General features: G+C 63.5%; 24 protein-coding genes and 2 tRNA genes. 10 read left to right on the top strand and 16 right to left on the bottom strand.

Going from position 1 to position 20,711, the window contains the following annotated elements; translation table 11 throughout:
• Nucleotides 1-136: 136 nt before the first annotated feature.
• Nucleotides 137-1,747 (top strand): DEAD/DEAH box helicase, encoded by a 1,611-nt coding sequence (locus tag KIT10_04535; GenBank protein MCW5898517.1) that lies wholly within the window; start codon nt 137-139, stop codon nt 1,745-1,747.
• Nucleotides 1,748-1,762: 15 nt separating this feature from the next.
• On the opposite strand, the gene KIT10_04530 is transcribed toward KIT10_04535, so the two are convergent.
• The gene (locus KIT10_04530; protein MCW5898516.1) at nt 1,763-2,761 is read right to left on the bottom strand and encodes a sterol desaturase family protein; all 999 of its coding nucleotides are present in this window, start codon (nt 2,759-2,761) and stop codon (nt 1,763-1,765) included.
• Between the two features lie 126 nt (nt 2,762-2,887).
• Here KIT10_04530 and KIT10_04525 point away from each other — a divergent pair, with 126 nt between their 5' ends.
• Nucleotides 2,888-4,207 (top strand): alkaline phosphatase D family protein, encoded by a 1,320-nt coding sequence (locus KIT10_04525; GenBank protein ID MCW5898515.1) that lies wholly within the window; start codon nt 2,888-2,890, stop codon nt 4,205-4,207.
• Between the two features lie 6 nt (nt 4,208-4,213).
• Here KIT10_04525 and KIT10_04520 read toward each other — a convergent pair whose 3' ends face one another.
• From KIT10_04520 to KIT10_04510, 3 genes are read right to left on the bottom strand one after another with little or no spacing between them, the layout of a single operon-like run.
• Nucleotides 4,214-4,804, bottom strand: coding sequence for a nitroreductase family protein (locus KIT10_04520; GenBank protein ID MCW5898514.1), 591 nt, complete (start codon nt 4,802-4,804; stop codon nt 4,214-4,216).
• Nucleotides 4,801-5,406, bottom strand: coding sequence for a YceI family protein (locus KIT10_04515; GenBank protein ID MCW5898513.1), 606 nt, complete (start codon nt 5,404-5,406; stop codon nt 4,801-4,803). Before KIT10_04515 ends, KIT10_04520 begins: the two co-directional genes overlap by 4 nt.
• A gap of 54 nt (nt 5,407-5,460) precedes the next feature.
• Nucleotides 5,461-5,910 carry a MarR family transcriptional regulator gene (locus tag KIT10_04510; GenBank protein ID MCW5898512.1) on the bottom strand — a complete coding sequence of 150 codons (450 nt, stop codon included), beginning with the start codon at nt 5,908-5,910 and terminating at the stop codon, nt 5,461-5,463.
• 97 nt (nt 5,911-6,007) lie between these two features.
• On the opposite strand from KIT10_04510, the gene KIT10_04505 reads away from it, so the two are divergent.
• Nucleotides 6,008-6,724 (top strand): hypothetical protein, encoded by a 717-nt coding sequence (locus tag KIT10_04505; protein ID MCW5898511.1) that lies wholly within the window; start codon nt 6,008-6,010, stop codon nt 6,722-6,724.
• 10 nt (nt 6,725-6,734) lie between these two features.
• On the opposite strand, the gene KIT10_04500 is transcribed toward KIT10_04505, so the two are convergent.
• The 4 genes from KIT10_04500 to KIT10_04485 form a co-directional block, all read right to left on the bottom strand.
• A complete protein-coding gene (locus KIT10_04500) occupies nt 6,735-7,130 on the bottom strand; it encodes a DUF983 domain-containing protein (GenBank protein ID MCW5898510.1) in 396 nt (131 codons plus the stop codon).
• Nucleotides 7,131-7,190: 60 nt separating this feature from the next.
• Nucleotides 7,191-7,919, bottom strand: a complete 729-nt coding sequence (locus KIT10_04495) for a hypothetical protein (protein MCW5898509.1) — start codon at nt 7,917-7,919, stop codon at nt 7,191-7,193.
• Between the two features lie 98 nt (nt 7,920-8,017).
• Nucleotides 8,018-8,575 carry a peptide-methionine (S)-S-oxide reductase MsrA gene (gene msrA / locus KIT10_04490; GenBank protein MCW5898508.1) on the bottom strand — a complete coding sequence of 186 codons (558 nt, stop codon included), beginning with the start codon at nt 8,573-8,575 and terminating at the stop codon, nt 8,018-8,020.
• Between the two features lie 273 nt (nt 8,576-8,848).
• A tRNA-Gly gene (locus KIT10_04485) sits at nt 8,849-8,921 on the bottom strand.
• A gap of 145 nt (nt 8,922-9,066) precedes the next feature.
• On the opposite strand from KIT10_04485, the gene KIT10_04480 reads away from it, so the two are divergent.
• From KIT10_04480 to KIT10_04470, 3 genes are all read left to right on the top strand, one after another.
• Nucleotides 9,067-9,753: a response regulator transcription factor gene (locus KIT10_04480; protein ID MCW5898507.1), complete on the top strand. Its 687-nt coding sequence runs from the start codon at nt 9,067-9,069 to the stop codon at nt 9,751-9,753.
• Between the two features lie 64 nt (nt 9,754-9,817).
• Nucleotides 9,818-9,895, top strand: a tRNA-Pro gene (locus tag KIT10_04475).
• A 261-nt stretch (nt 9,896-10,156) separates the two neighbouring features.
• A complete protein-coding gene (locus KIT10_04470; GenBank protein ID MCW5898506.1) occupies nt 10,157-10,348 on the top strand; it encodes a hypothetical protein in 192 nt (63 codons plus the stop codon).
• A gap of 176 nt (nt 10,349-10,524) precedes the next feature.
• On the opposite strand, the gene KIT10_04465 is transcribed toward KIT10_04470, so the two are convergent.
• The gene (locus tag KIT10_04465; GenBank protein ID MCW5898505.1) at nt 10,525-10,929 is read right to left on the bottom strand and encodes a hypothetical protein; all 405 of its coding nucleotides are present in this window, start codon (nt 10,927-10,929) and stop codon (nt 10,525-10,527) included.
• A 55-nt stretch (nt 10,930-10,984) separates the two neighbouring features.
• On the opposite strand from KIT10_04465, the gene KIT10_04460 reads away from it, so the two are divergent.
• The 3 genes from KIT10_04460 (at nt 10,985) to KIT10_04450 (ending at nt 14,003) form a co-directional block, all read left to right on the top strand.
• Nucleotides 10,985-12,022 (top strand): ligase-associated DNA damage response exonuclease, encoded by a 1,038-nt coding sequence (locus KIT10_04460; protein ID MCW5898504.1) that lies wholly within the window; start codon nt 10,985-10,987, stop codon nt 12,020-12,022.
• 53 nt (nt 12,023-12,075) lie between these two features.
• Nucleotides 12,076-13,326 (top strand): DegT/DnrJ/EryC1/StrS family aminotransferase, encoded by a 1,251-nt coding sequence (locus KIT10_04455; protein ID MCW5898503.1) that lies wholly within the window; start codon nt 12,076-12,078, stop codon nt 13,324-13,326.
• A gap of 86 nt (nt 13,327-13,412) precedes the next feature.
• Nucleotides 13,413-14,003, top strand: a complete 591-nt coding sequence (locus tag KIT10_04450) for a sugar transferase (GenBank protein MCW5898502.1) — start codon at nt 13,413-13,415, stop codon at nt 14,001-14,003.
• A 3-nt stretch (nt 14,004-14,006) separates the two neighbouring features.
• Here KIT10_04450 and KIT10_04445 read toward each other — a convergent pair whose 3' ends face one another.
• Nucleotides 14,007-14,906: a transglutaminase family protein gene (locus KIT10_04445; GenBank protein MCW5898501.1), complete on the bottom strand. Its 900-nt coding sequence runs from the start codon at nt 14,904-14,906 to the stop codon at nt 14,007-14,009.
• Nucleotides 14,907-15,039: 133 nt separating this feature from the next.
• Complete coding sequence (locus tag KIT10_04440) at nt 15,040-15,777, bottom strand: DUF3667 domain-containing protein (GenBank protein ID MCW5898500.1); 738 nt, start codon at nt 15,775-15,777, stop codon at nt 15,040-15,042.
• A gap of 39 nt (nt 15,778-15,816) precedes the next feature.
• Between KIT10_04440 and KIT10_04435 the strand changes: the two genes are divergently transcribed.
• Entirely contained in the window at nt 15,817-16,158 is a 342-nt protein-coding gene (locus tag KIT10_04435) for a hypothetical protein (protein MCW5898499.1), read from the top strand.
• Here KIT10_04435 and KIT10_04430 read toward each other — a convergent pair.
• The 5 genes from KIT10_04430 to KIT10_04410 all read right to left on the bottom strand — a co-directional run bounded on the left by KIT10_04430 (nt 16,148) and on the right by KIT10_04410 (nt 20,704).
• Complete coding sequence (locus KIT10_04430) at nt 16,148-17,047, bottom strand: nucleoside phosphorylase (GenBank protein ID MCW5898498.1); 900 nt, start codon at nt 17,045-17,047, stop codon at nt 16,148-16,150. The genes KIT10_04435 and KIT10_04430 overlap by 11 nt on opposite strands.
• A 110-nt stretch (nt 17,048-17,157) precedes the next feature.
• Entirely contained in the window at nt 17,158-17,880 is a 723-nt protein-coding gene (locus KIT10_04425) for a DUF4197 domain-containing protein (protein ID MCW5898497.1), read from the bottom strand.
• Complete coding sequence (locus KIT10_04420) at nt 17,877-18,287, bottom strand: acyl-CoA thioesterase (protein ID MCW5898496.1); 411 nt, start codon at nt 18,285-18,287, stop codon at nt 17,877-17,879. The genes KIT10_04425 and KIT10_04420 overlap by 4 nt, the downstream gene beginning before the upstream one ends.
• Nucleotides 18,288-18,413: 126 nt before the next feature.
• Nucleotides 18,414-18,821 carry a hypothetical protein gene (locus KIT10_04415; GenBank protein ID MCW5898495.1) on the bottom strand — a complete coding sequence of 136 codons (408 nt, stop codon included), beginning with the start codon at nt 18,819-18,821 and terminating at the stop codon, nt 18,414-18,416.
• Complete coding sequence (locus tag KIT10_04410; GenBank protein MCW5898494.1) at nt 18,818-20,704, bottom strand: polysaccharide biosynthesis protein; 1,887 nt, start codon at nt 20,702-20,704, stop codon at nt 18,818-18,820. The genes KIT10_04415 and KIT10_04410 overlap by 4 nt, the downstream gene beginning before the upstream one ends.
• Between the last annotated feature and the right edge of the window lie 7 nt (nt 20,705-20,711).

Raw genomic sequence — 20,711 nt, 5'->3', positions numbered from 1 at the left:
GCCATCCCCAGCGGATCATTGCACGCCGGACCCGATCGACGGGGCTTCCACAGAAACACCTCAACGGGTGTGTCCAGGGACAATGGCCTGGACCCGCCCACAACACATCCGCACGGGGGATCCCGCGCACATTTCCATGGAACGTACCACGTTCAACGACCTGGGGCTCATCGAGCCCATTCTGAAAGCCCTTCAAGAAGAAGGCTACACCCATCCCACGCCGATACAGGAGCAGGCCATTCCGCACCTGGCCAAGGGGCGCGACCTGCTGGGTTGTGCACAGACCGGCACCGGCAAAACGGCGGCCTTCGCCATTCCCATCCTGCAGGAACTGCATGCCAATGCGCCACAGAGCAAGCGCGCCATCCGCACGCTGATCCTCACGCCGACACGCGAACTGGCCATCCAGATCGGTGAGAGTTTCGCCGCCTATGGCCGCCACCTGAAGCTGCGCCACACGGTGATCTTCGGCGGCGTGGGCCAGAAGCCGCAGACCGACGCCCTGCACCGTGGGGTGGACATCGTGGTGGCCACACCCGGCCGCCTGCTGGACCTGATGCAACAGGGCTATGTGCACCTCAACGGCCTGGAGGTCTTCGTGCTGGACGAAGCCGACCGCATGCTGGACATGGGCTTCATCCACGACGTGAAGAAGGTCATCGCCAAGCTGCCCGCCAAGCGTCAGACCCTGTTCTTCAGCGCCACCATGCCACCTGAGATCGCCAAGCTGGCCAACAGCATCCTCACCGATCCCATCAAGGTGGAAGTGGCGCCCCCCGCCACCACCGCCGAGACGATCGACCAGCACATGTACTTCGTGGACCGCACGGACAAGAACAAACTGCTGGTCCACCTCATGGAGGGCGATGCCATCCGCGAGGCGCTGATCTTCACCCGCACCAAGCACGGCGCCAACAAGGTGGCCAAGGTGCTCCTGCAGGCCGGCATCGGCGCTGAGGCCATCCACGGGAACAAGAGCCAGACCGCCCGCCAGAACGCCTTGAAGAATTTCAAGGAAGGGAAGATCCGCGCGCTGGTGGCCACCGATATCGCGGCGCGAGGCATCGACATCGACGGCTTGTCGCACGTCATCAATTTCGACATCCCGAACATTCCGGAGACCTACGTGCACCGCATTGGCCGCACGGGCCGCGCGGGTGCCGAGGGCCGCGCGTTGAGTTTCTGTGACCACGAGGAAAAGGCCTACCTGCGCGACATCACCAAGCTGATCAAGCGCGAGATCCCCGTAGTGGGCGATCACCCCTACGTGATGACCGGTGGCCCGAAGCGGGCCGAACCCGAGGTCCGCGAACCGCGCCAACCGCGTGGTCCGGGCCGGGGGAGTCGTCCACAGCAGCAGCGCCAGGGCCAGGCTGGCAGGCGCGAAGGCGGACAGGGCGAACGGCGCGCTGGTGAGCGCGACGGTGCTCGGCGCAGCGGATCCCCTGCCCAGAAGCCTCGTCCGCAGCAAGCCCGGAGCCAAGGCCCCGCGAAGCCGCGTGAAGAACGGCGCGACGACCGTCGTCCGGCCCGTTCATCACAGCCGCGCGATGGCCGCGATCGCCAGCGCAACGACCAACGTCCGCGCGAGGAACGGCCACGCCAGCCCCAACGGCAGGACCCCGCCAGGCCCGACTACGCGGCCATGACCAAGGAACTCTTCGGAGACGTTGAAAAGAGTGGCGGCAAGGAGCAGCAGGACAAGAAGCGCAAGGGCTTCGGTCTTGGCCGCTTGTTCGGCAAATAGGCCGGAAGGCGGCGCTCAGACCCGCACTGGGACGGGCTGCGGAATGCCCTCGGGCGCTGGTCGTGCGGCGAGTTCCTGCTGCAACTGGCGGCTGGTCTTGCTACTGCCATCATGGCTCCAGCCCGGTGGGCCGAAGATGTACATCAGCTTGTCCTTGAGCTTGGGCGACTTCTTCATGTCGCGCCAGATCTCCTGGAACTCGAAGAGGTTGTGCGTGATCGGATTGTTCGTGTCCGGATCGTGGCTGATGCCATACTTCGGCTCCACGCCGGGAATGGGCTTCTGCCAGGTGCCGTAGAGCTTGTCCCAGATCACCAGGATGCCACCATGGTTCCGGTCCAGGTATTCGGTGTTGCTGCTGTGGTGCACCACATGCACGTAGGGTGTGTTGAACACTTTTTCGAACCAGCCAAGGGAAGGCACCAGCTGCGTGTGCAGGAAGAACTGGTAGAAGGCGTTGATGATGAGACAGGTGGCGATCATGATCGGTTCGAAGCCCAGCAGCGGCATCCAAAGCCAGTAGATGGGCTTCACCATGGTGATGAACCAGCCGTTGCGGATGCTGATGGTGAGGTTGAATTTCCGGCCCGAGTGGTGGGGGAGGTGCGCCGCCCAGAGCAAGCGAACGTTGTGCGCGAGCCGGTGGTGCCAGTAGAAATTGTGGTCATCGGCCACGGCGCAGATCAACCAGATGTACCAGGCGAAGCCCAGGGAGGTATAGCCGAGAAGGTCCTGCCGCAGATCAGCGGCCCAGTGGAAGAGGAACATGTACAGGGTGATCTCGAAGACGTTGGTGATCACCCGGATGATGGTGGCGCCCGCGCCGATGGCGAAGCCCGATAGGCTCTCCTTGATGTCGAACAGATGCCTTGCGCTGATGTACTCCATCACGATCAGCACGAGGAAGATCGGGTACACGTATTTGATGCCGATGCCTTCGATGGCCAGCACAGGCAGCTGGGCTTTCATGTCAAGCCAGGCCTGGATCGGGTCGAAGGCGAGTAGGATACCCATGCGTGTTTTACCGTTGTGGAATGAACGGCCGCGAAGGTACCCCATCCGCATGCGTCCCCGTCGTCCGTGGCGGCCGCAGATCCTCCCGGGTGCTGGGGATCCCACAGGCGACACCATCTTTGGACCATGCGCCGAACGAACCTCGCGTACATCGTCCTCCTGCTTGGACATGCGCTGGCCGCCCAGATCAGCGGCCCCATGCCGGGCCATATCGACCAGTTGGAGGCGACCATCTGGATGCAATGCCATCACCCCTGTGACGCCGGCCTGGCCATTTGGCCGAAGGAAGCGCCGGACAGCCTGCGCCACCTGCCCATCCTGCGCAGCCAGGCGCGTACCGGCCATGTGCTGAAGTTCACGGTGGATGGGCTTCAGCCGGGCCGCGAATACCACTACCAGGTGAGCGTGAATGGGGTCACGGTGCCTTTCGATGAGCAGCTCTCCTTCCGCACGCAGCCGTTGTGGCGCCACCGTGGCGATCCGCCGGACTTCACCGTGGCCTTGGGCAGTTGCACCTACATCAACGAGCCGGACTACGATCGCCCGGGCACACCCTTCGGCAGCAACTACGGCATCTTCGACGCCATCGCGGACAAGACCCCCGACCTGATGCTCTGGTTGGGCGACAACATCTACCTCCGTGACCCGGACTGGGGATCGCGCAGCGGCTATCTGCATCGCCACACGCACACCCGCGGCGCACCGGAGTTGCAGCGGTTGCTGCGTGGCACCAAGCACTACGCCATCTGGGACGACCACGACTTCGGCCCCAATGACCCCGATGGCAGCTGGGTGCATGCGCCGGTCGCCCGGGAAATGTTCGAGCTGTTCTGGGCCAACCCGACCACGGGCGTGCCTGGGGCGCAGCACACGGTGGCCACCATGTTCAACCATGGCGACGTGGACTTCTTCCTGCTCGACAACCGCACGGACCGGGTCGATCCGGCGATGCGCACCATGCCCGCCGCCATGCTCGGCCAAGCGCAGGTCGACTGGCTGATCCAGGCACTGAAATACAGCCGCGCGCCCTTCAAGCTGGTGGCCGTGGGAAGCCAGGTGCTCAACTCGGCGGCCATGTTCGAGAACTACGCCACCATCGCCGCCGAGCGTGACGCGCTGCTCGCAAGGATCGAGGCGGAAGGCATCCTGGGGGTGGTCTTCCTCACCGGCGACCGGCATTTCACCGAGCTCAGCGAAGTGGAACTGAAGGACGGCCGCCGGCTGCTGGACCTCACCGTGTCGCCGCTCACTTCAGGTACATACGCCCCGCACGAGAAGGAGGAGAACCGCAACCGTGTGGCGGGCACCCTGGTGGCGCGGCAGCACAACTTCGCCATCCTCGCCTTCAGCGGCCCACGCAACGCGCGCGTCATGGGCATCTCCGTGTACGATCCCGAAGGCCGGTTGCTGTGGCACCGCGACATCCCGCAGGAGAAGCGGCCATGATCGTCCTCATCCGGGGAATGCGCCCCTCCACACGATCTCCGTCAGGGGCTTGCGCCCACTGTGCATGATCTCCCGCTCGCGCAGGTCCTCGGGCAGGTCGTTCGGGTCGCCGGGAAAGCCGACCACCAGCACGCTCACCAGGTCGTATTCCTCGGGGATGCCGAACGCATCGCGGGCGCCGGCGGCGTTGAACCCCCCGAGTTGATGAAGACCAATGCCGAGTGCGGTCGCTTGCAGGGTGAGTTGTGAGACGGCCAGTCCGAGATCGTGCCTGGCATGGTGGTTGGCCACGCCCAAGCGCTGGAAGCCGCGCGTTGTCAGGCAGAGCACCAGCACCGGTGCCTTGTCCGCCCAGCGTGCGTTCGATGCGTTGATCGAGGCGAGCAGGGCGTCGTATCCCGCGCCGCCGCGTTTGGTCACAAGAAATCGCCACGGCTGTTCGTTGCGGCTGCTGGGCGCCCAGCGCGCGGCCTCGAAGAGCAGGTCCAGCTCGGCGTCCGTCACTTCGCGGTCGCTGAAAGCGCGCGGGCTGTAACGCTCACCCAGCAGGGGGTTGATGTCCAGGTCGCTGCGCATTTCGGTCGCCACGGTGCTCATCGTGCCAGCACTTCCCAGGTCATGGTCACCGCGTCGTGTATCGTGCGGTCGCCCAGATCACTGAAGAAGGAGCCGGATCCATAGCGCACATCGTACTTGCTGCGGTCGAAGACCATCGTGCCTTCCACCCGCAGGCTATCGCCGGTCTTCTCGGCCGTGACCTCGAAGGTGTTGGGCACGCTGACGCCTTTGATCACCAGGTCGCCGGTGATGCGGAACTTGTCCGCCGCTCCTGCCACCTTCTCCACGGACCGTGTGCGGAAAGAGGCCTCGCCATGGTTCTCCACGTGGAAGAAATCGGCCGACTTCAAATGGTTCACGAGCCGGTTGTTGGATGAAGGGTTCTGGATGTCGTCGCACACGATGGTGGTCATGTCGATCGTCACATCGGCCTGCGCCAGTAACCCGTCGTTCCACACCACGGCGCCGCGCTTGATCGAAACGCGGCCGTCGTGCGCCCCTGTGACCTTGGAGGCCTTCCAGCGCACCGTGCTTTCCTCCGGCCGCATGCGCATCTCCTGGCCGAAAAGGGATGCGAGGGGGAGTATGGCAAGGGCGGCGGACAGCAGTGGATGTTTCAGCCTGAAGGAGAGGGAACTCATGTCGGAATGGATGTTCGCTGGCGTAGAAGGGAACACGCGGGCCAGGGCGATCGTTCAGCCACGGCAGGTGTCCAGGATGCGATTCAGTTCGGAGGCGTCCCTGCTGCTGAGATTCTTCAGCATGCGCTCGTTCAGCACCTGGATCTTATTGTCCAGCAAAGCCAGCAACGCCAAGCCCTTGTCGCTGATGCGGACATACACCACGCGGCGGTCCTCATCACACCGCTCACGGTGTACCAAGCCTTTGGCGATAAGCTTGTCCGTGAGCCTTGTGGCGTTCGGGGCGCGGTCGATCATCCTGCCCTTCACGTTCTGCATGTTCATGCGGTCCTTCGCCCCGCGCAGGATGCGCAGGATGTTGTATTGCTGGGGGCTGATGCCATGCGGGCGGAACAACTCGTTCTGCATGCTTCGGAACCAGTTGCTGGTGAACAGCACGTTGAGCATGGCCTTCTGCTGCTCGCTCTCAAAACGACTCTGGAGTTCCTCCCCGATCTTGGGCATGACGCAAAAGTAGCCAACTGTATCATTTCCCATGGAAAATTCTTGATGGCCGCAATGGCAAGCCCCCGGCGATCAGGATACTTTAGCGCCCATATCCATGAGAACGACCATGAAGCGCTCCCTGCTCTTCCTTCTTTTTCCACTGATGGCCTGTGCCCAGGACAACGCACCGGGTGGAGCAACAGGTTCGACGGACCAGACCGTGGCCCAGGAGGTGAAGGCCGATGACCAGCGCCGCGAATTGCTGTCCATCCACAGCGACCCACGCGATGAATGGCAGCAGCCGGAGAAGCTGCTGGAACTCATGGGCGATATCGACGGCATCGTCATCGCGGACCTCTTCGCCGGTGACGGCTATTTCACCTTCAAACTGATCGACGCCGGTGCGCGGGTCATCGCCATCGTGAACGACGTGGCGAACTATGAGGCCATCATGGCGCGAAGGAAGAGCCTTGGTCTGGGCGACGACCGCCTGAAGGTGCGCGCCGTACCCGTTGGTGATCCGGGCCTCATGCCCAACGAGGTGGATCTGGGCCTCATCGTGCATGCCTTTCCGGGCATCAAAGACAAGAAGGGCTACCTGAAGCTGCTGCGCAACGGCATGCGTCCGCCGCGGGCGCTATTCATGGTGGAATGGCAGAACCGCGAAACCCCCGTGGGGCCGCCGCTTGCCGAACGCATGAGCCCCGAGAGCATCATGGACGAATTCGTCGGTACCGGATTCACCGACCTCAGTGCTCGCGCCAAGACGATGCCTTACGATGTGCTGTTCATGATGACCGACCCCATGGACGAGTACATGGAAGGCGAGTGATCACCGGCGTTCAATGCTGGTCCGGCGCCGATGCCGGGCCCTTGTAGGACAGGAAGAGGTTGGCCCAGATGATCTTCGAGAGCGCATAGACCAGCGGCGCGAAGAGCACCAGGGCGAGGAGCACCAGCCCGACACGCAGACCTATGGCCGACGCTGGCCAGAGGATCGTGGTGGCGAGATAGACGGTCACGAACAGGGCCACGGCCAGCGCATAGGCCACGTACATGCCGCCGTAGTAGAAGCCCGGTTCCGGCTCGTATTTGCGGCCGCATGCGGGGCAGGTATCCAGCAGGTCGCCGGCCTTGGCGATGTTGTAAGGATTGCGATCCACGAAGAATTCGCCTTCGTGGCAGTGCGGGCACTTGAAACGGATGATGCTGTAGAGCTTGGTGCCTTTGCCGGTCATGCCGCAAAGTTACCGGAGCGGCATCGGCCACCCGCGTGACGCTTGTCACGGACGATCGGCCTACTGCCCTTCCGGCGCATCTGTCCCTTCCTTCTTCGGGACGTACTCGGTCAGGGAAACCCCGTCGATGTAGAAGTAGGCGTAGCGGTTGTCGGGCCCTTCCACCACCGGCCTGCTCTCCATGCCCACGTAGGGATAGATGCCGATGATGATCCAGCGCTCCTTGCCATCGGCCTTGAAGGTGCCACGCACCTCATGCCACTTGCCCTTCTCGGTGATCATCTCCTCGCTGAAGACCTCGGGGATCTCGTCGATGAACTTGCGGTGCTGATGACGCTGCTCGTTCTCGTGGAAGATGGCGCCAAGGCCGATGATGGCCCGGTCACTGTTCTGTGAAAGCGCCACACGGAATGCCAGCTCGTATTCCACGCCTTTGCGCAGCGGCTGCACCAGTTCGCTCTGCAGGTATTCGCTGTAGGCGTTCCAGCCCGGTTTGAAGGTGTCGCGCTCATCCACGGCCCCCCAGTTGCGGCGCACGTCATCCTTCCAACCGCAGAAGCCCGCGTATCGTTCGCCCTCGAAAGGCTTCATGTAGCCATAGTCGTTCTCCGGTATACCCACGGTCTTCACCGAGGCCTTGGGGTCGAATACTTCGGAGAGGGCGAGTGTGGCGTTGCTCCAACCGGTGGCGGCGGTCAGCTGGTCGTAAGTGGTCACCGAGCGGTCCACCGATTCGAACCCGCCGTTGCGGATCAACTCCATGCCCGGCTGGGCGGAAGTGGTGGACAAGGCGGAAAGGAGCAGGGGGAGGGGTATCGTTCGCATCATGGCGCGCGCCTTGGCAAAGTTGGGGCCGAACAACCAGCGGCCAAGATAGACCGGCCCGGTCAACGGTCCTTCAAACGGTCGGCGAAGACCTTCCGGAACTTCTCCAGCTTGGGCCTGATCACCATGCGGCAATAGCCCTGGTCACCATTCAACGCGTAGTAGTTGCGGTGGTAGTCCTCGGCCGGGTAGAACACGCTGGCGGGCACCACCTGCGTGACGATGGGCGCTTCGTAGGCACCACTGCGGTCCAGCGCTTCCTTGTAAGCTTCGGCTTTGGTGCGCTGCTCCTCATCGCTGTGGAAGATCACCGAGCGGTACTGCGATCCCACGTCGGCGCCCTGGCGGTCCAGGGTGGTGGGGTCGTGCGTGGCCCAGAACACCTCCAGCAGTTCATCCACGGTGATCACCCGGGGATCGAAGGCCACGCGGGCCACCTCGGCATGGCCAGTGTTGCCGGTACAAACCTCCTTGTAAGTGGGGTTCGGCTTGTGGCCGCCCATGTAGCCGGGTTCCACACTGTGTACGCCGCGCAATTCAAGGAATACCGCCTCCACGCACCAGAAGCAACCCGCGCCGAAGACGATGGTATCGAGTGGAGTGCCGGGGTCCTGCGCCATGGGGTGGGTCGGGTTGGTCCAGTCGCCAATGCTGTCGCGTTCGGCAGGCGTACCGCATGCGAGCAGCAACAGTGGGAACATGAGTTGTGCCGGTATCAGCATCGTGGGGTCCATCGGCGATCCACGAAGCAACGGTCCTGAAGGCCTTTTGTTTTCGCATGCGGATCTGGTGGTCCTTCCTTCGAGCGGGAAACGGGACTCGAACCTGCCTGCCGGCATGCGGGCCCGCGACGCCATGGCGCCCAACTCGACGATAGGGATCCCCCGGATCCGAGCGGGAAACGGGACTCGAACCCGCGACCCTCAGCTTGGGAAGCTGATGCTCTACCAACTGAGCTACTCCCGCTTGTGGGCGCGAAAATAGCACGTCGCATGGAGCCTGTGGTCGCGTGGATCACCTTCTCCAGTGGGCCTTTAACCTACATTTGACCACACCTTAACACGGGGCTCGGTACACCGGCCCACATTTGCGGCGACCTATGGATGATCTCATGGCCGGAGCATTGGCGCAGAAGGTGTTGTTGGTGGATGACGAGCCGGATATCGTCGAATTGTTGAAGTACAACCTGGAGCGCGAGGGCTACCACGTGACCACCGCGCTCAACGGCAAGGATGCCCTGAAGCAGGCCCGTGCCACGCGGCCGGACCTCATCGTGCTGGACATCATGATGCCCGGCATGGACGGCGTGGAGGTGTGCAACCAATTGCGTCAATTGCCCGAGTTCAAGAATACGCTCATCACCTTCCTCACCGCCCGCAGCGAGGACTACTCGCAGATCGCGGGCTTCGACGCGGGAGCTGACGACTACATCACCAAGCCGGTGCGACCCAAGGTCTTCATCAGCAAGGTGAAGGCGCTATTGAAGCGGAGCGGCCACGAACGTCCCGAGGGCCAGGTGCTGGAGTCCAACGGCATCAAGGTGGATCTGGAGAAGGTGATGGTCTATGCGGAAGGCAAGGAACTGCAGCTGCCCAAGAAGGAATTCGAGCTGCTGGTGCTGCTGATGAGCAAGCCCGGCAAGGTCTTCAAGCGTGAGGAGATCTACGGCCAGATCTGGGGCAACGAACTCTTCGTGGGCGACCGCACGATCGACGTGCATATCCGCAAGCTGCGCGAGAAGATCGGTGACGACCGGATCAAGACCATCAAGGGCATCGGCTACAAGTTCGACGGCTGATCCCCGCCCCATCCCGCCCGCTATATTTGCCGCCTGCCTGCCGGACGGCAGGTCCGCTGCACTTCGGGGTGTAGCTCAGCCCGGTTAGAGCGCTACGTTCGGGACGTAGAGGCCGGAGGTTCGAATCCTCTCACCCCGACCAGGCCAAGCCCTTGCGACGATGTCGCAGGGGCTTTTTCATGCCTGTCCGGGCCAAGCGAAGCTTGAGCCAGGGCGGGCATGGAATGCCCGACGATGCGGATCGGCGTCCAAGGTTTGGCGTGATGGGCCCCACACCTCGCCATCAAGCCGTTCCAAACCACCCGATGGCCCTTTCCAGCCCACCGTTCCCCGTTCCAGGCGGATGTCCTGGCCTGCTTCAGGCATCCTCTTCGCCGGTCCGCGCGTCTTTCCTCCAGCTACCATGACCCGCTCGTACAAGATAGCCCTCATCCTCAAGTGCCGGAACAGCCTCCCGGTCTACAAGGACCTGGCGAAACTGAGCGACCGTGAACTGGATGACCACGTCCTTTCGCTCATCCGCCGGATGCGCTCCAATGAGAGCGCGGTGATCGCCCGTATGGTGCTGCGGCAGCCCACCTTCAGTCTGAATTGATCCCCTGGGGATCGCCTTGGAAGGGCCTTCTATATTTGCGGCGAACCCCTTGCAACGATGAGCGACCATTTCGAAGGCCATTTCCCCGAGCAGGCCGAAGAGAACGAGATCTTCGGCCCCGTGCTTTTCGCCCTGATCGTGCTGACGACCATCGTGTTGCTGATCTGGGCCGCCAGTTAGGCGCCGCCCGCAGCATCCCCGGACCGCGCCAGGTATTCATCGCGGCGCACGAGCATGAACCAGTTCTCGCTGAGTTCGAGAAAGCCGTGCTCGAAACAGAACACATAGGTGTTCCCCGCCTTCGTCCGGTACAGGTTGGTGTGGTAGAGAAAATTGTAGCCCCGCTCCAACATCTTCTCGCGGTGCACCTTCAGCTTGCCTTCCGGCCCATTGTTCAGTTCCGACAGGACCCGTCGGTTGCGCTTCAGGATGTTCACCACGTTGCGCACATAATTGATGGGCGCGTTGTTCGCATGGTAGTGGAACAAATTGCGGCACGCGTCGGAGCAGAAACGCTTGTCCGTGCGGCCCTTGATGGGCTCGCCACATTCCTTGCAGACGCGATGCATCGGCGTGTTCATGTTCCGAAAATAGCATGAAGCCTTGATAGCGGGGCCGTGTCATTAACTTGAGCACATGGGATCGGCGCCATTGCTGGCATTCACGCCCCGCGGTATCCACTGTCCGGCGGCCGATGTCTACATCGATCCCTGGCGCGCGGTGGACCGGGCCATCATCACCCATGCGCACAGCGACCATGCCCGGCGTGGCAGCCGCCACTACCTGGCCAGCCACATCACCAAGCCTTTGATGCATGCGCGTTATGGAGGGGACCTCTCCATCGACGCGCTCGGCCATGGTGAGACCGTGACGGTGAATGGTGTGCGGTTCAGTCTGCATCCCGCCGGGCACATCCCGGGCAGCACCCAGGTGCGTGTGGAGCACCGTGGTGAAGTGTGGGTGGCCACCGGTGACCACAAGCGCCATACGGATGGCATCAGCGCGCCCTTCGAGCCGATCCGTTGTCACACCTTCATCACCGAATGCACTTTCGGGCTGCCCATCTACCGCTGGCGGCCGCCCCAGGAGGTCTTCACCGGGATCGATGCCTGGTGGCGGGGCAATGCGGCGCAGGGGATATGCTCCATCATCAGCGCTTACAGCCTGGGCAAGGCGCAGCGGGTGATGAAAGGTGTGGATCCCTCCATCGGACCGATCCTCGTGCACGGCGCGGTGGCCAACATGAACCAGGTGCTGGAACAGGCGGGCTTGAGCCTGCCTGTCTGGGAACAGGTGACGCGCGAAACACCGAAGGAGCGGTTCCGCAACGCGCTGGTCATCGCACCAGGCTCCTCCCTGGGAACACCGTGGTCCAACAGGATGAGGCCCTATCGCACGGCCATGGCCAGTGGCTGGATGCGGCTGCGCGGCTGGCGGCGTCGCAGCGACATCGACAAGGGCTTCGTACTGAGCGACCATGCCGATTGGGACGCCTTGCTCCAGGCCGTGCGGGACACGGGTGCCGAACGCATCATCGCCACCCATGGCTACACCGACCTCTTCAGCCGGTACCTGCGTGGTATGGGCTACGATGCCACGGCCGAGAGCACGGAATTCATGGGGGAAACAGGCGCTGATATCGCCGACACCGGCGACATCACGAAGGTGGCATAGCGTCTATCGGCACAGGGTGCCCTTGTCTTTTCCGCCGGTACCTTCGCCACCGCATGATCCCTTTCAGCCCGCCCCGCATCGATGACGCCACCGTGAAAGCCGTGGAGGAGGCGCTGCGCAGTGGATGGATCACCACCGGGCCGCGTGTGAAGGAGTTCGAGCGCATGCTGGCGGCCTATTGCCGGGTGGACGCGGTGATCGCGCTGAACAGCTGGACCAACGCCTGCGAATTGGCCCTGCGCTGGTATGGCATCGGCCCCGGTGATGAAGTGATCGTGCCGGCCTACACCTATTGCGCCACGGCCAACATCGTGATGCATGTCGGCGCCAAGCCGGTGCTGGTGGATGTGCTGGACGACTTCACCCTCGACCCCGAGGCCGTACGGCGCGCCATCAGCACGCGCACCAAATGCATCATTCCGGTCGACATCGGCGGGCTGCCCGCTCAGGTGGACCGCATCGTGCGAATCGCCACGGAAATGTGCCACCTCTTCACCCCCAAGGTGAACCTGCGCGTGGGCGGCAGCAACCCCCAGATGCGATTGGGCCGCGCGCTGGTGCTGGCCGATGCCGCCCATTCCTTCGGCGCACGCATCGGCGACGACCCTGTGGGCAGGCAGGCCGATATCACCGGCTTCAGCTTCCACGCCGTGAAGAACCTCACCACGGCCGAGGGTGGTGCGCTGGCCTTCAACCTGCCGGAACCCTTCGACCATCAGGAGGTCTATGCCTGGTTCAACACCATGGGCCTGCACGGCCAAAGCAAGGACGCACTGGCCAAGAACCAGCCGGGCGCGTGGCGGTATGACGTGGCAGCGCCAGGGTACAAGTGCAACATGACGGACCTCCAGGCGGCCATCGGGCTGGTGGAGTTGGAGCGCTACGACCGCGAAACATTGCCGCGCCGCAAAGCCATCTGCGAACGCTATCAGCAGGCTTTCACCGGTGATGAGCGCTTCATGCTGCCCACCTTCGAGCGTACAAGCTCCAACCCCCCAACCTCCAGCGCCACAACCTCCTACCACCTCTATATGCTCCGCATTGCGAAAGCTGCCGAAGACCAGCGAGACGCCATCATCCAGGCCATCGCCAAGCGGGGGGTGAGCGTGAACGTGCATTTCATCCCATTGCCCCTGCTGAGCTTCTACAAAGGAGCAGGCTACCGCATGGAGGACCACCCCAACACCTACCGGCACTACAGCCGCGAGATCAGCCTGCCGGTGTACTACGATCTGACGGATGCGCAGGTGGATGAGGTGGTGAAGGCGGTGAAAGCGGCGATGAAGGAGGTGATGGGGGAGTAGTAGAAGAGCATTTGCCCATTGGACCATTTGCCCAGGTGGTCATGTGGCCTGTAACTGTGGTTCGCGATCCCGAGGATGACAGCACGATGATGAAGCGGGTGTTCGATCTGGCGGTCTCGGTGGTGGCGCTGCTGCTGCTGGCGCCACTGCTGATCCTGATCGCCCTGCTGGTGGTGGCCGGTTCGCCGGGCGGAGCCTTCTTCCGGCAGGAACGTGTGGGCCAAAATGGACGGACCTTCCGCTTGGTGAAGTTCCGCACCATGCGGCCGGGCAGCGAGGCCGGGGGGCAACTCACCGTGGGCACGCGCGATCCGCGGATCACGGGCATCGGGCGGTTCCTGCGGCGCAGCAAGCTGGATGAACTTCCGCAGTTCTGGAATGTGCTCATCGGCGACATGAGCCTGGTGGGCCCGCGTCCAGAGGTGCCGAAGTATGTGGCCTTGTACAATGCGGAACAGCGGCAGGTGCTGCGCTTCAGACCCGGTATCACAGGTCCGGCATCCATCGCCTACATCGATGAGAATGAGTTGCTGGCACGCAGCGCCCACCCGGAACGCGCTTATGTGGAGGAGATCATGCCCGCCAAACTGGATCTGGACCTGCGCTATACGCGGGAGCGGACTTTCTTGGGCGATCTCCGCATCCTGTTCGCCACGATCGGGCGCATCCTGCGTTGAGTCTCACCCCGCGTCTTCCGGCGCCGCTGGCCCCAGCAGGTCGCGCAGTTGTTCCAGGTCCTTGGCGCGCTCGCTGTCGCCCTGCTTGGCGTAGCTGTTGGCCAGGTTGTTCAACTGGCGGCGGATGATCTCCAGGTTGGAGCAGGGGGTGTAGAAGGAGGCGCGCGGCTCGATGCTGAGCTTCTGCAGGAACTCGTCGATCTCGTTGCGGCCCAGGATATCGCCCTGGCTGAAGGCATTCACATAGAACAGCACGTTCTCCTGGCCCTCCTGGCCGGCGTCCGCCCCGCCGATGCTGTCCTCATCGAGGTAGGCCAGCACGAAGTGGTTCGGCAGATTCACCCCGCGCATGGGCAGGCCCAGGTCCTCGGCGATCACCTGGTAGATGATCGCCAGTGAGAGCGGATTGCCCTTGCGGCTGTCCAGTACCTCGTTGATGTAGCTGTTCTGCGGCGCGTGGTAGTTGCGCTTGTTGCCCTTGAAACCGTGGATCTGGAAGAACACATGATTGAACACGCGCACCTTCTCGAATGCGGTGAGGTGGTCGTTCAACTCCAGCCAGATGTCCTGCCGGATGGCGGCCAGGCGCGAACGCACTTTCATCTCGTCCAGATCGGGATAGCGGTAGCGGCTGATCACCAGGGCCCCCTCCAGCAGGTCGTCGCAGCCGGCCTCCTTCCAGGCCTTCAGGCGCCGCGCGGTGCTTTCCAGATGGATGGTGTGCAGGATGTCCTCGATGCGGTCGCGGAAGAGATCGCCGAGATCGTCGTGCTCCCAGGCCCTTTCCAGCACGGGCACCACGGGTTCGCCCAGGCTCACGATCCGGTCCCGGACCTCCTTGTAGATGCCCTCATCGGGATCGTCGATCAGGGTGATCAGGGCGCGAAGCTCGCTGTCGCTCATATCCGGGTGCCGTGGCGTGACGAAAGTATCGGAGACCTGGCGCGGCGATCGGTGCCCCGACACCGCGTTTCCAAACGCCCGCTGTTGATGGGCCGCGATGCACGCTTGATCGTGGACGATCAGGCCAGGCGCTTCAGAGCAGGGCCCAGGCCACCAGCACCGCGGAGCCTGCGAGTACCAGCACATACATCGCGGCCAGGGCGATGAAGCGCGCCAGCTGGCCCGGCCAGCGGCGCGGATACACGCGGCGCAGCGCCAGCCAGAGGTAGATGCCCGTATAGGCCAGCACCGCCAGCACCAGCAAGGTGTTCACCCGAACCAGGCCGAGGCTGGAGAGCATGCCGGACAGGGCGCCGTAGACCGCGAAGGCGAGGAAGACGAAGGCGTGGAAGTGGGTGCTGAGGATGAAGGTGCGCACGAAGCTGTCGGCCGTGCGGCGGTGCAGCAAATGGGTGATCAGCGCGAAGAGTGGGAGAAATAGGAAGAAGAGCTTGGGCAGCACCGAGGCGAAGAAGTGGTCCCAGAACACGCGGTCCTCGATAGCTTCAGCCAGGGTGGCGTCACCCGAGCGGGGTGTGCTCCAGCCGATGACGAGGAAAAAGATGATGGAGAGGAAGATGAACATCCGCAGCGGCGGGATGTAGCGCGCACGTCGCCCCGCCATGTATTCGATGGTGAGGAAGCCGGGGCGCACCAGCAAGGGCACCAGACTGCGGATCAGCTTGCTGTCCCACGTGAAGTAATCGCCGAGGAATTGCTGCAGGAATTCGTTCAGGTCCTCCCTGCCGATGGCCTTCTGCCCACAGGCCGCGCAATAGCGGTCGGCGGCGCCCATGGGCTGCTCGCAGTTGGGACAAATGGTGGCGGCCATGCGGAGCCAATGTTACGCCGGGACCTACATTTCGGACGCATGGCCACCGCGTTGCGCCAACTGATGCGGGGGATCGTCCTGTTGATGGTCCTGGGATCGGCATTCGCCGGCCGGGCGCAGGAACAGCGGCCCGCTACAGCCCACAAGGCCGCTCCTGTGACCGAGACCAAAGCAACGGAGGAACAGCAGGCGTTGGCGGAGCCCTCCACGGGTGAGAGCTTGAGCTACATCGGGAAGAAGCTCTGGTTCGAGACACGGCGACGGCTGAACCTCACCACGGAAGCGGAAGAGCAGGACCAGCGTGTGGCGGAGCGCAACTACAAGCTCCGGATCGGCGGTATCAAGGTGGAGCGGCCCGCAGCGGTGGGCACTAAGCCGTAAGCCGTTCCAGCGCTTCGCCGATCATCACGTCCACGGCGGCGTGGTGGTCCTTGCTGTACTCCTTGCGCAGGCGGTTGGCCACCACGGCGCACACGGTGCATACCCTGTGCCCCAGCATGCCGCCCAGGCCATAGAGCGCGCTGGTCTCCATCTCGAAATTGGTGGCGCGCTGGTCCTCGAAGGCGAAGGCGCTGATCCGTTCGTTCAGATCGTCGATGGCGGGCACCAACCGCAGCTGCCTGCCCTGCGGCCCATAGAAGCCTCCGGCGGTGAGGGTGATGCCCACGGTGTTGCCATTGCCAAGAAGCTCCACCAGTTGCTTGTCGCCCTGCGCCACGTAAGGGTAGGGCAGGTTGTCCGGCCAGTCGGTGTGCGCCAGCAGGGCCTGCAGCAGCCGCACTTCGCGGTCGGTGGCTTCATTGGCGTAGTAGTGCAGCACATTGTCCAGACCCACCCCGAAGGCGCTCACGATGCGACTGTCCACGGGAATGTCCTCCTGCAGGGCGCCGCAGGTGCCCAGGCGCACGATCCGCAGCGCGCGCAGCGTGCGTTTGGGCGTGCGTTGCTCCAGGTCGATGTTCACCAGCGCGTCCAGTTCATTGAGTACGATGTCGATGTTGTCCGTGCCGATGCCCGTGCTGAGCGCGGTGATGTGCGTGCCATGGTACACGCCGGTGTGCGCCACGAACTCGCGGTTGTGGGTGCGGTGCTCCACCTTTTCGAAATGGCGGCTGATGCGCTCCACCCGGCCCTGGTCGCCCACCACCAGCACCAGGTCGCCCACTTGATCGGGCCGCAGCGCCAGGTGGTAGATCGATCCGTCGGGGTTCAGTACCAGTTCGCTGGGGGGCAGCTCGGTGCCGGGTTCGGTGAGGGTGATGGGATGCATATGCTGAAGGGCAGGTTGGAGATTGGAGCTGGCAAGTCGCAGATGGGGGCGGAGTTCCGGCCAAAGGTCGAGGATCGTCCCATCGGGGCCAACCCACGACATCCAACGGCCTATTGCGCCGCGAACACCTTTTGCAACAGCGCCGTGGTGCGCGCCAGGGGATCCACGCGGATCTTCTTCTCCTCTTCGGCCAGCAGGGTGAAGAGGCCGTCCATGGCGCGCTCGGTGACATAGGCGTCGAGGTCGGGTTCCACGGCCTTGCCGCCGGTGAGGATGGTGGCGGTGTTGTACGCGCTCGCCAGGGGCTGCCAGTAGCTGGTGAGCGCCACGCTGCTGGTGGCTTTTTCCACTTCGGGCCTGAAGCGGGCACGTAGCGTCTCGCTGGTGCGGGCACGCAGGAACTCGGTGGCGGCGTTCTCCCCGCCGCGCAGGATGGAGAAGCCGTCCTGGATGCTCATGCCGGTGATGGCATCGACGAAGACCGGAACGGCCTGTTTCGCGGCACCTTCCGCGGCGCGGTTCAGCGTGCGCTCGAAGTCCTCCACGGGCTTCTTGATGCCAAGGTCCATCAGGGTGTTGCGCATGGCGATGGCGTCCGGCGGGAAGGCCACGCGGATCAAGGCGTTCTGCCAGAAGCCGTCGGTGACACCAGCGCGTTCAACGCTGCGTTCGGTGCCCGTGCGCAGGGCCTCCTTCAGGCCGGCGACCACTTCATCGTTGCTCAGGGTGGGACCGCTGCCGAGGATGGTCTGCAGGTCCTTGGGGTCGCAACTGTTCAAGGCCAACAGGGCCGTTAGCAGGATAGGCGGGATGGTGCGGTGCGGGTGATTCATGCTTTCATGCTTTGTTCCAGCGCTTCACGCCAGCTGCCGGGGATGGGGATGGTCCGTTGGGTGTGATAGTCGAAGCACACCATTACGCTACGTCCTTCGGCGCATATGCCCGGCTTGTCGCCGCCGACGCGGTGTATGCGGTACAGCAGGTCGAAGCTCTTGCCGCCCACGGTGCCGCACCAGGCCTCCGCTTCAACCGTGTCATGCAGCCGCACGGGCATGCGGTGGTCCACCTCGTTGCGGGCCAGTATCAAGCCCTGCTTGCTCCAGTCGTGATCCTGCGGGATGAAGCGCTTCAGGAATTCCATCCGTGCCAGCTCGAACCAGTGCAGGTACACGGCATTGTGCACGTGCCGCGCCATGTCCACGTCGTTGAAGCGTATCTGGATGGGAACAGATGTGGTCAAGGGTCAATGCTCAAGTTTCCAGTATGCCATGTTCCATGCTCCGCATCGCATGGGAAGATGCTTCACGCGCATCGCCCGATCCGCGACCTCCAACCTCTCCGCCAATCAACCTCCAACTGCCCTGGTTCACGTGATCGGGTTCAACATCACACTGAACACCGTGATGCTGTTCGGGTCGCGATCGTAGAAGAGCTTGTCCAGGGCTTCGAGGACATTCTTCGCGCGGAAGTAGGAGGTCTGCAGGTTGTTCTCACCGCGTGCGCTCCACTGGATGGTGTAGCTGCTCGTGCGCTCCTTGTAGTTGCGCACATAATCCAGCATGTGGCGCAGGGCGTCCAGGCGGTCGCTGCCTTCGGTGCTTTCAAAAAGGAAGCTCTGGTTGTGGCGCGGGTTCACGGTGATCAGGTAAAGCTTCACGCCCTTGCCCTTGCCGGCCACCTCGAAATTGAAGACCAGGCTGTCCTGGCCCATGCCGATGTAGTCGCCGATCTCCTTCTGCAAGCGGACGATCTCCAGGTTCTTGTCCTTGGTCATATGCGTGTTGCGCCTTCTTGCGGCGGGGCTTCAAAGCTATCGACAGGCGTGGTGGCGCCAGTGTACTCCGGTACCGAACGCTTCAGCAGACGGGGCAGTTCATCCGTGCGGCCTTCGCGTGCGGCGGTGAGAAGTTCCTCCACTTCCGCAGGCAATCGCTGTGGGTCGGGAGGCAGTGCCTTGCCGATGAGGATCCTCGGATGGTGGGTGGGCAGGGTATTCTCGGCGGTGGCCAGCAGTTCCTCGAAGAGTTTCTCACCAGGGCGCAGACCGGTATAGGTGATGGCGATGTCGCTGCCTGGCTCGAGACCGCTGAGACGGATCATCTTCTCGGCCAGGTCGGCGATGCGCACCGGCTGCCCCATGTCGAACACGTAGATCTCACCGCCGCGCCCCATGGCGGCCGCCTCCAGCACCAGGCGGCAGGCTTCGGGGATGGTCATGAAGAAGCGGTCCACTTCGGGGTGAGTCACCGTCACCGGGCCGCCCTGCTCGATCTGGCGCCGGAACAGGGGGATCACCGATCCGCTGCTGCCCAGCACATTGCCGAAGCGGGTGGTGATGAAGGACGTGGCGCATCCTTCGGGCATGGCGTGCACCAGCAACTCCGCCACGCGCTTGCTGGCGCCCATCACGCTCGTGGGGTTCACTGCCTTGTCGGTGCTGATGAGCATGAACTTGCCCACGCCATGCGCACAGGCCAGGCGGGCCATCACGCGGGTGCCGCCCACGTTGGTGCTTACGGCCTCGGCGGGGTGGGCCTCCATCAACGGCACATGTTTGTAGGCGGCGGCGTGGAAGATCACCTGTGGCCGGTGTTCGCGCATCAGGCGCTCCATGCGGGCCTCGTCGCGCACGTCGCCCACGCGCACATGCAGCATGGCGCCCGGCTGTCCGCGCAATTCCATCTCCAGGTCGTACAGGCCCGATTCGGCGATGTCCACCAGCGTCAGTTCAGCAGCGCCGGATCGATGCAACTGCCGTGCGAGTTCGGCGCCGATGCTGCCCGCCGCGCCCGTCACAAGCACACGTTGGCCGGCCAGCATGGCGCGCACGGCCTGTTGGTCCAGCTCGATCACCGGACGGCCCAGCAGGTCCTCGATACGCACCGCCTGGATCTGCCCGGCGCTGAGTTGACCGCCGATCCAACTGCGTACGGGCGGTATGGTCAGCACCTTCACGCGCGCCTCCATGCATCTGTCCACCACATGGCGCCGATGCTCGGGGTCGGGATCGGCGATGGCGATGATCACCTGGTCCACCGCCCGCCCGCGAAGCAGGTCAGCCAACCGCTTGGTGTGGTACACCGCCACGCCTTCCAGCCGCTTGCCCGCCTTGGCCGGGTCGTCGTCCACGAAGGCCGCCACCGTGTAGCGGGCGCTGCCCTCGCGTTCCAGCGTGCGTTTCACGATCAAGCCCGCTTCACCCGCGCCGTGGATGATCACGCGCACCTGTTCCTTGCCGGCGCCGCGCTCGCGCAGGTGGCGCAGCTTGAAAGCGATGCGCGAGCCGATCAGCAGCATGGCCGTGGCCAGGAAGTCGATCACGATCACCGCGCGGGGCAGGAAGTAGAGCCCGTCGATGAAGTGGAAGCGCACCAGGCTGGCGATACCGAAAGCGAGGGAGCCGCCCAGCACGGTGAGGAATATCACGCGGGCATCGTCGGTGTTGGTGTGGCGCACCATACCGCGATGCGTGCCCGCCAGCAGAAAGGATCCCAGGCGGATGGCCAGGAAGAGCGGCAGCACGGGCAACAGCAGGTCCACCTCGTGTGGCGGCACCTGGAAATTGAAGCGCAGCAGATAGGCCGCCGCCAGCGCGATGAGGCACTGCACCAGATCGATCACCAAAATGCCCCAGCGGGGGAAGCGGCGGGAGGCCATGACGGCG

It is taken from the genome of Flavobacteriales bacterium (assembly GCA_026129465.1).
Lineage (GTDB): Bacteria > Bacteroidota > Bacteroidia > Flavobacteriales_F > PHOS-HE28 > PHOS-HE28.
The sequence above is the reverse complement of the archived record's forward strand: the minus strand, read 5'-3'. Positions and strand labels throughout refer to the sequence as shown.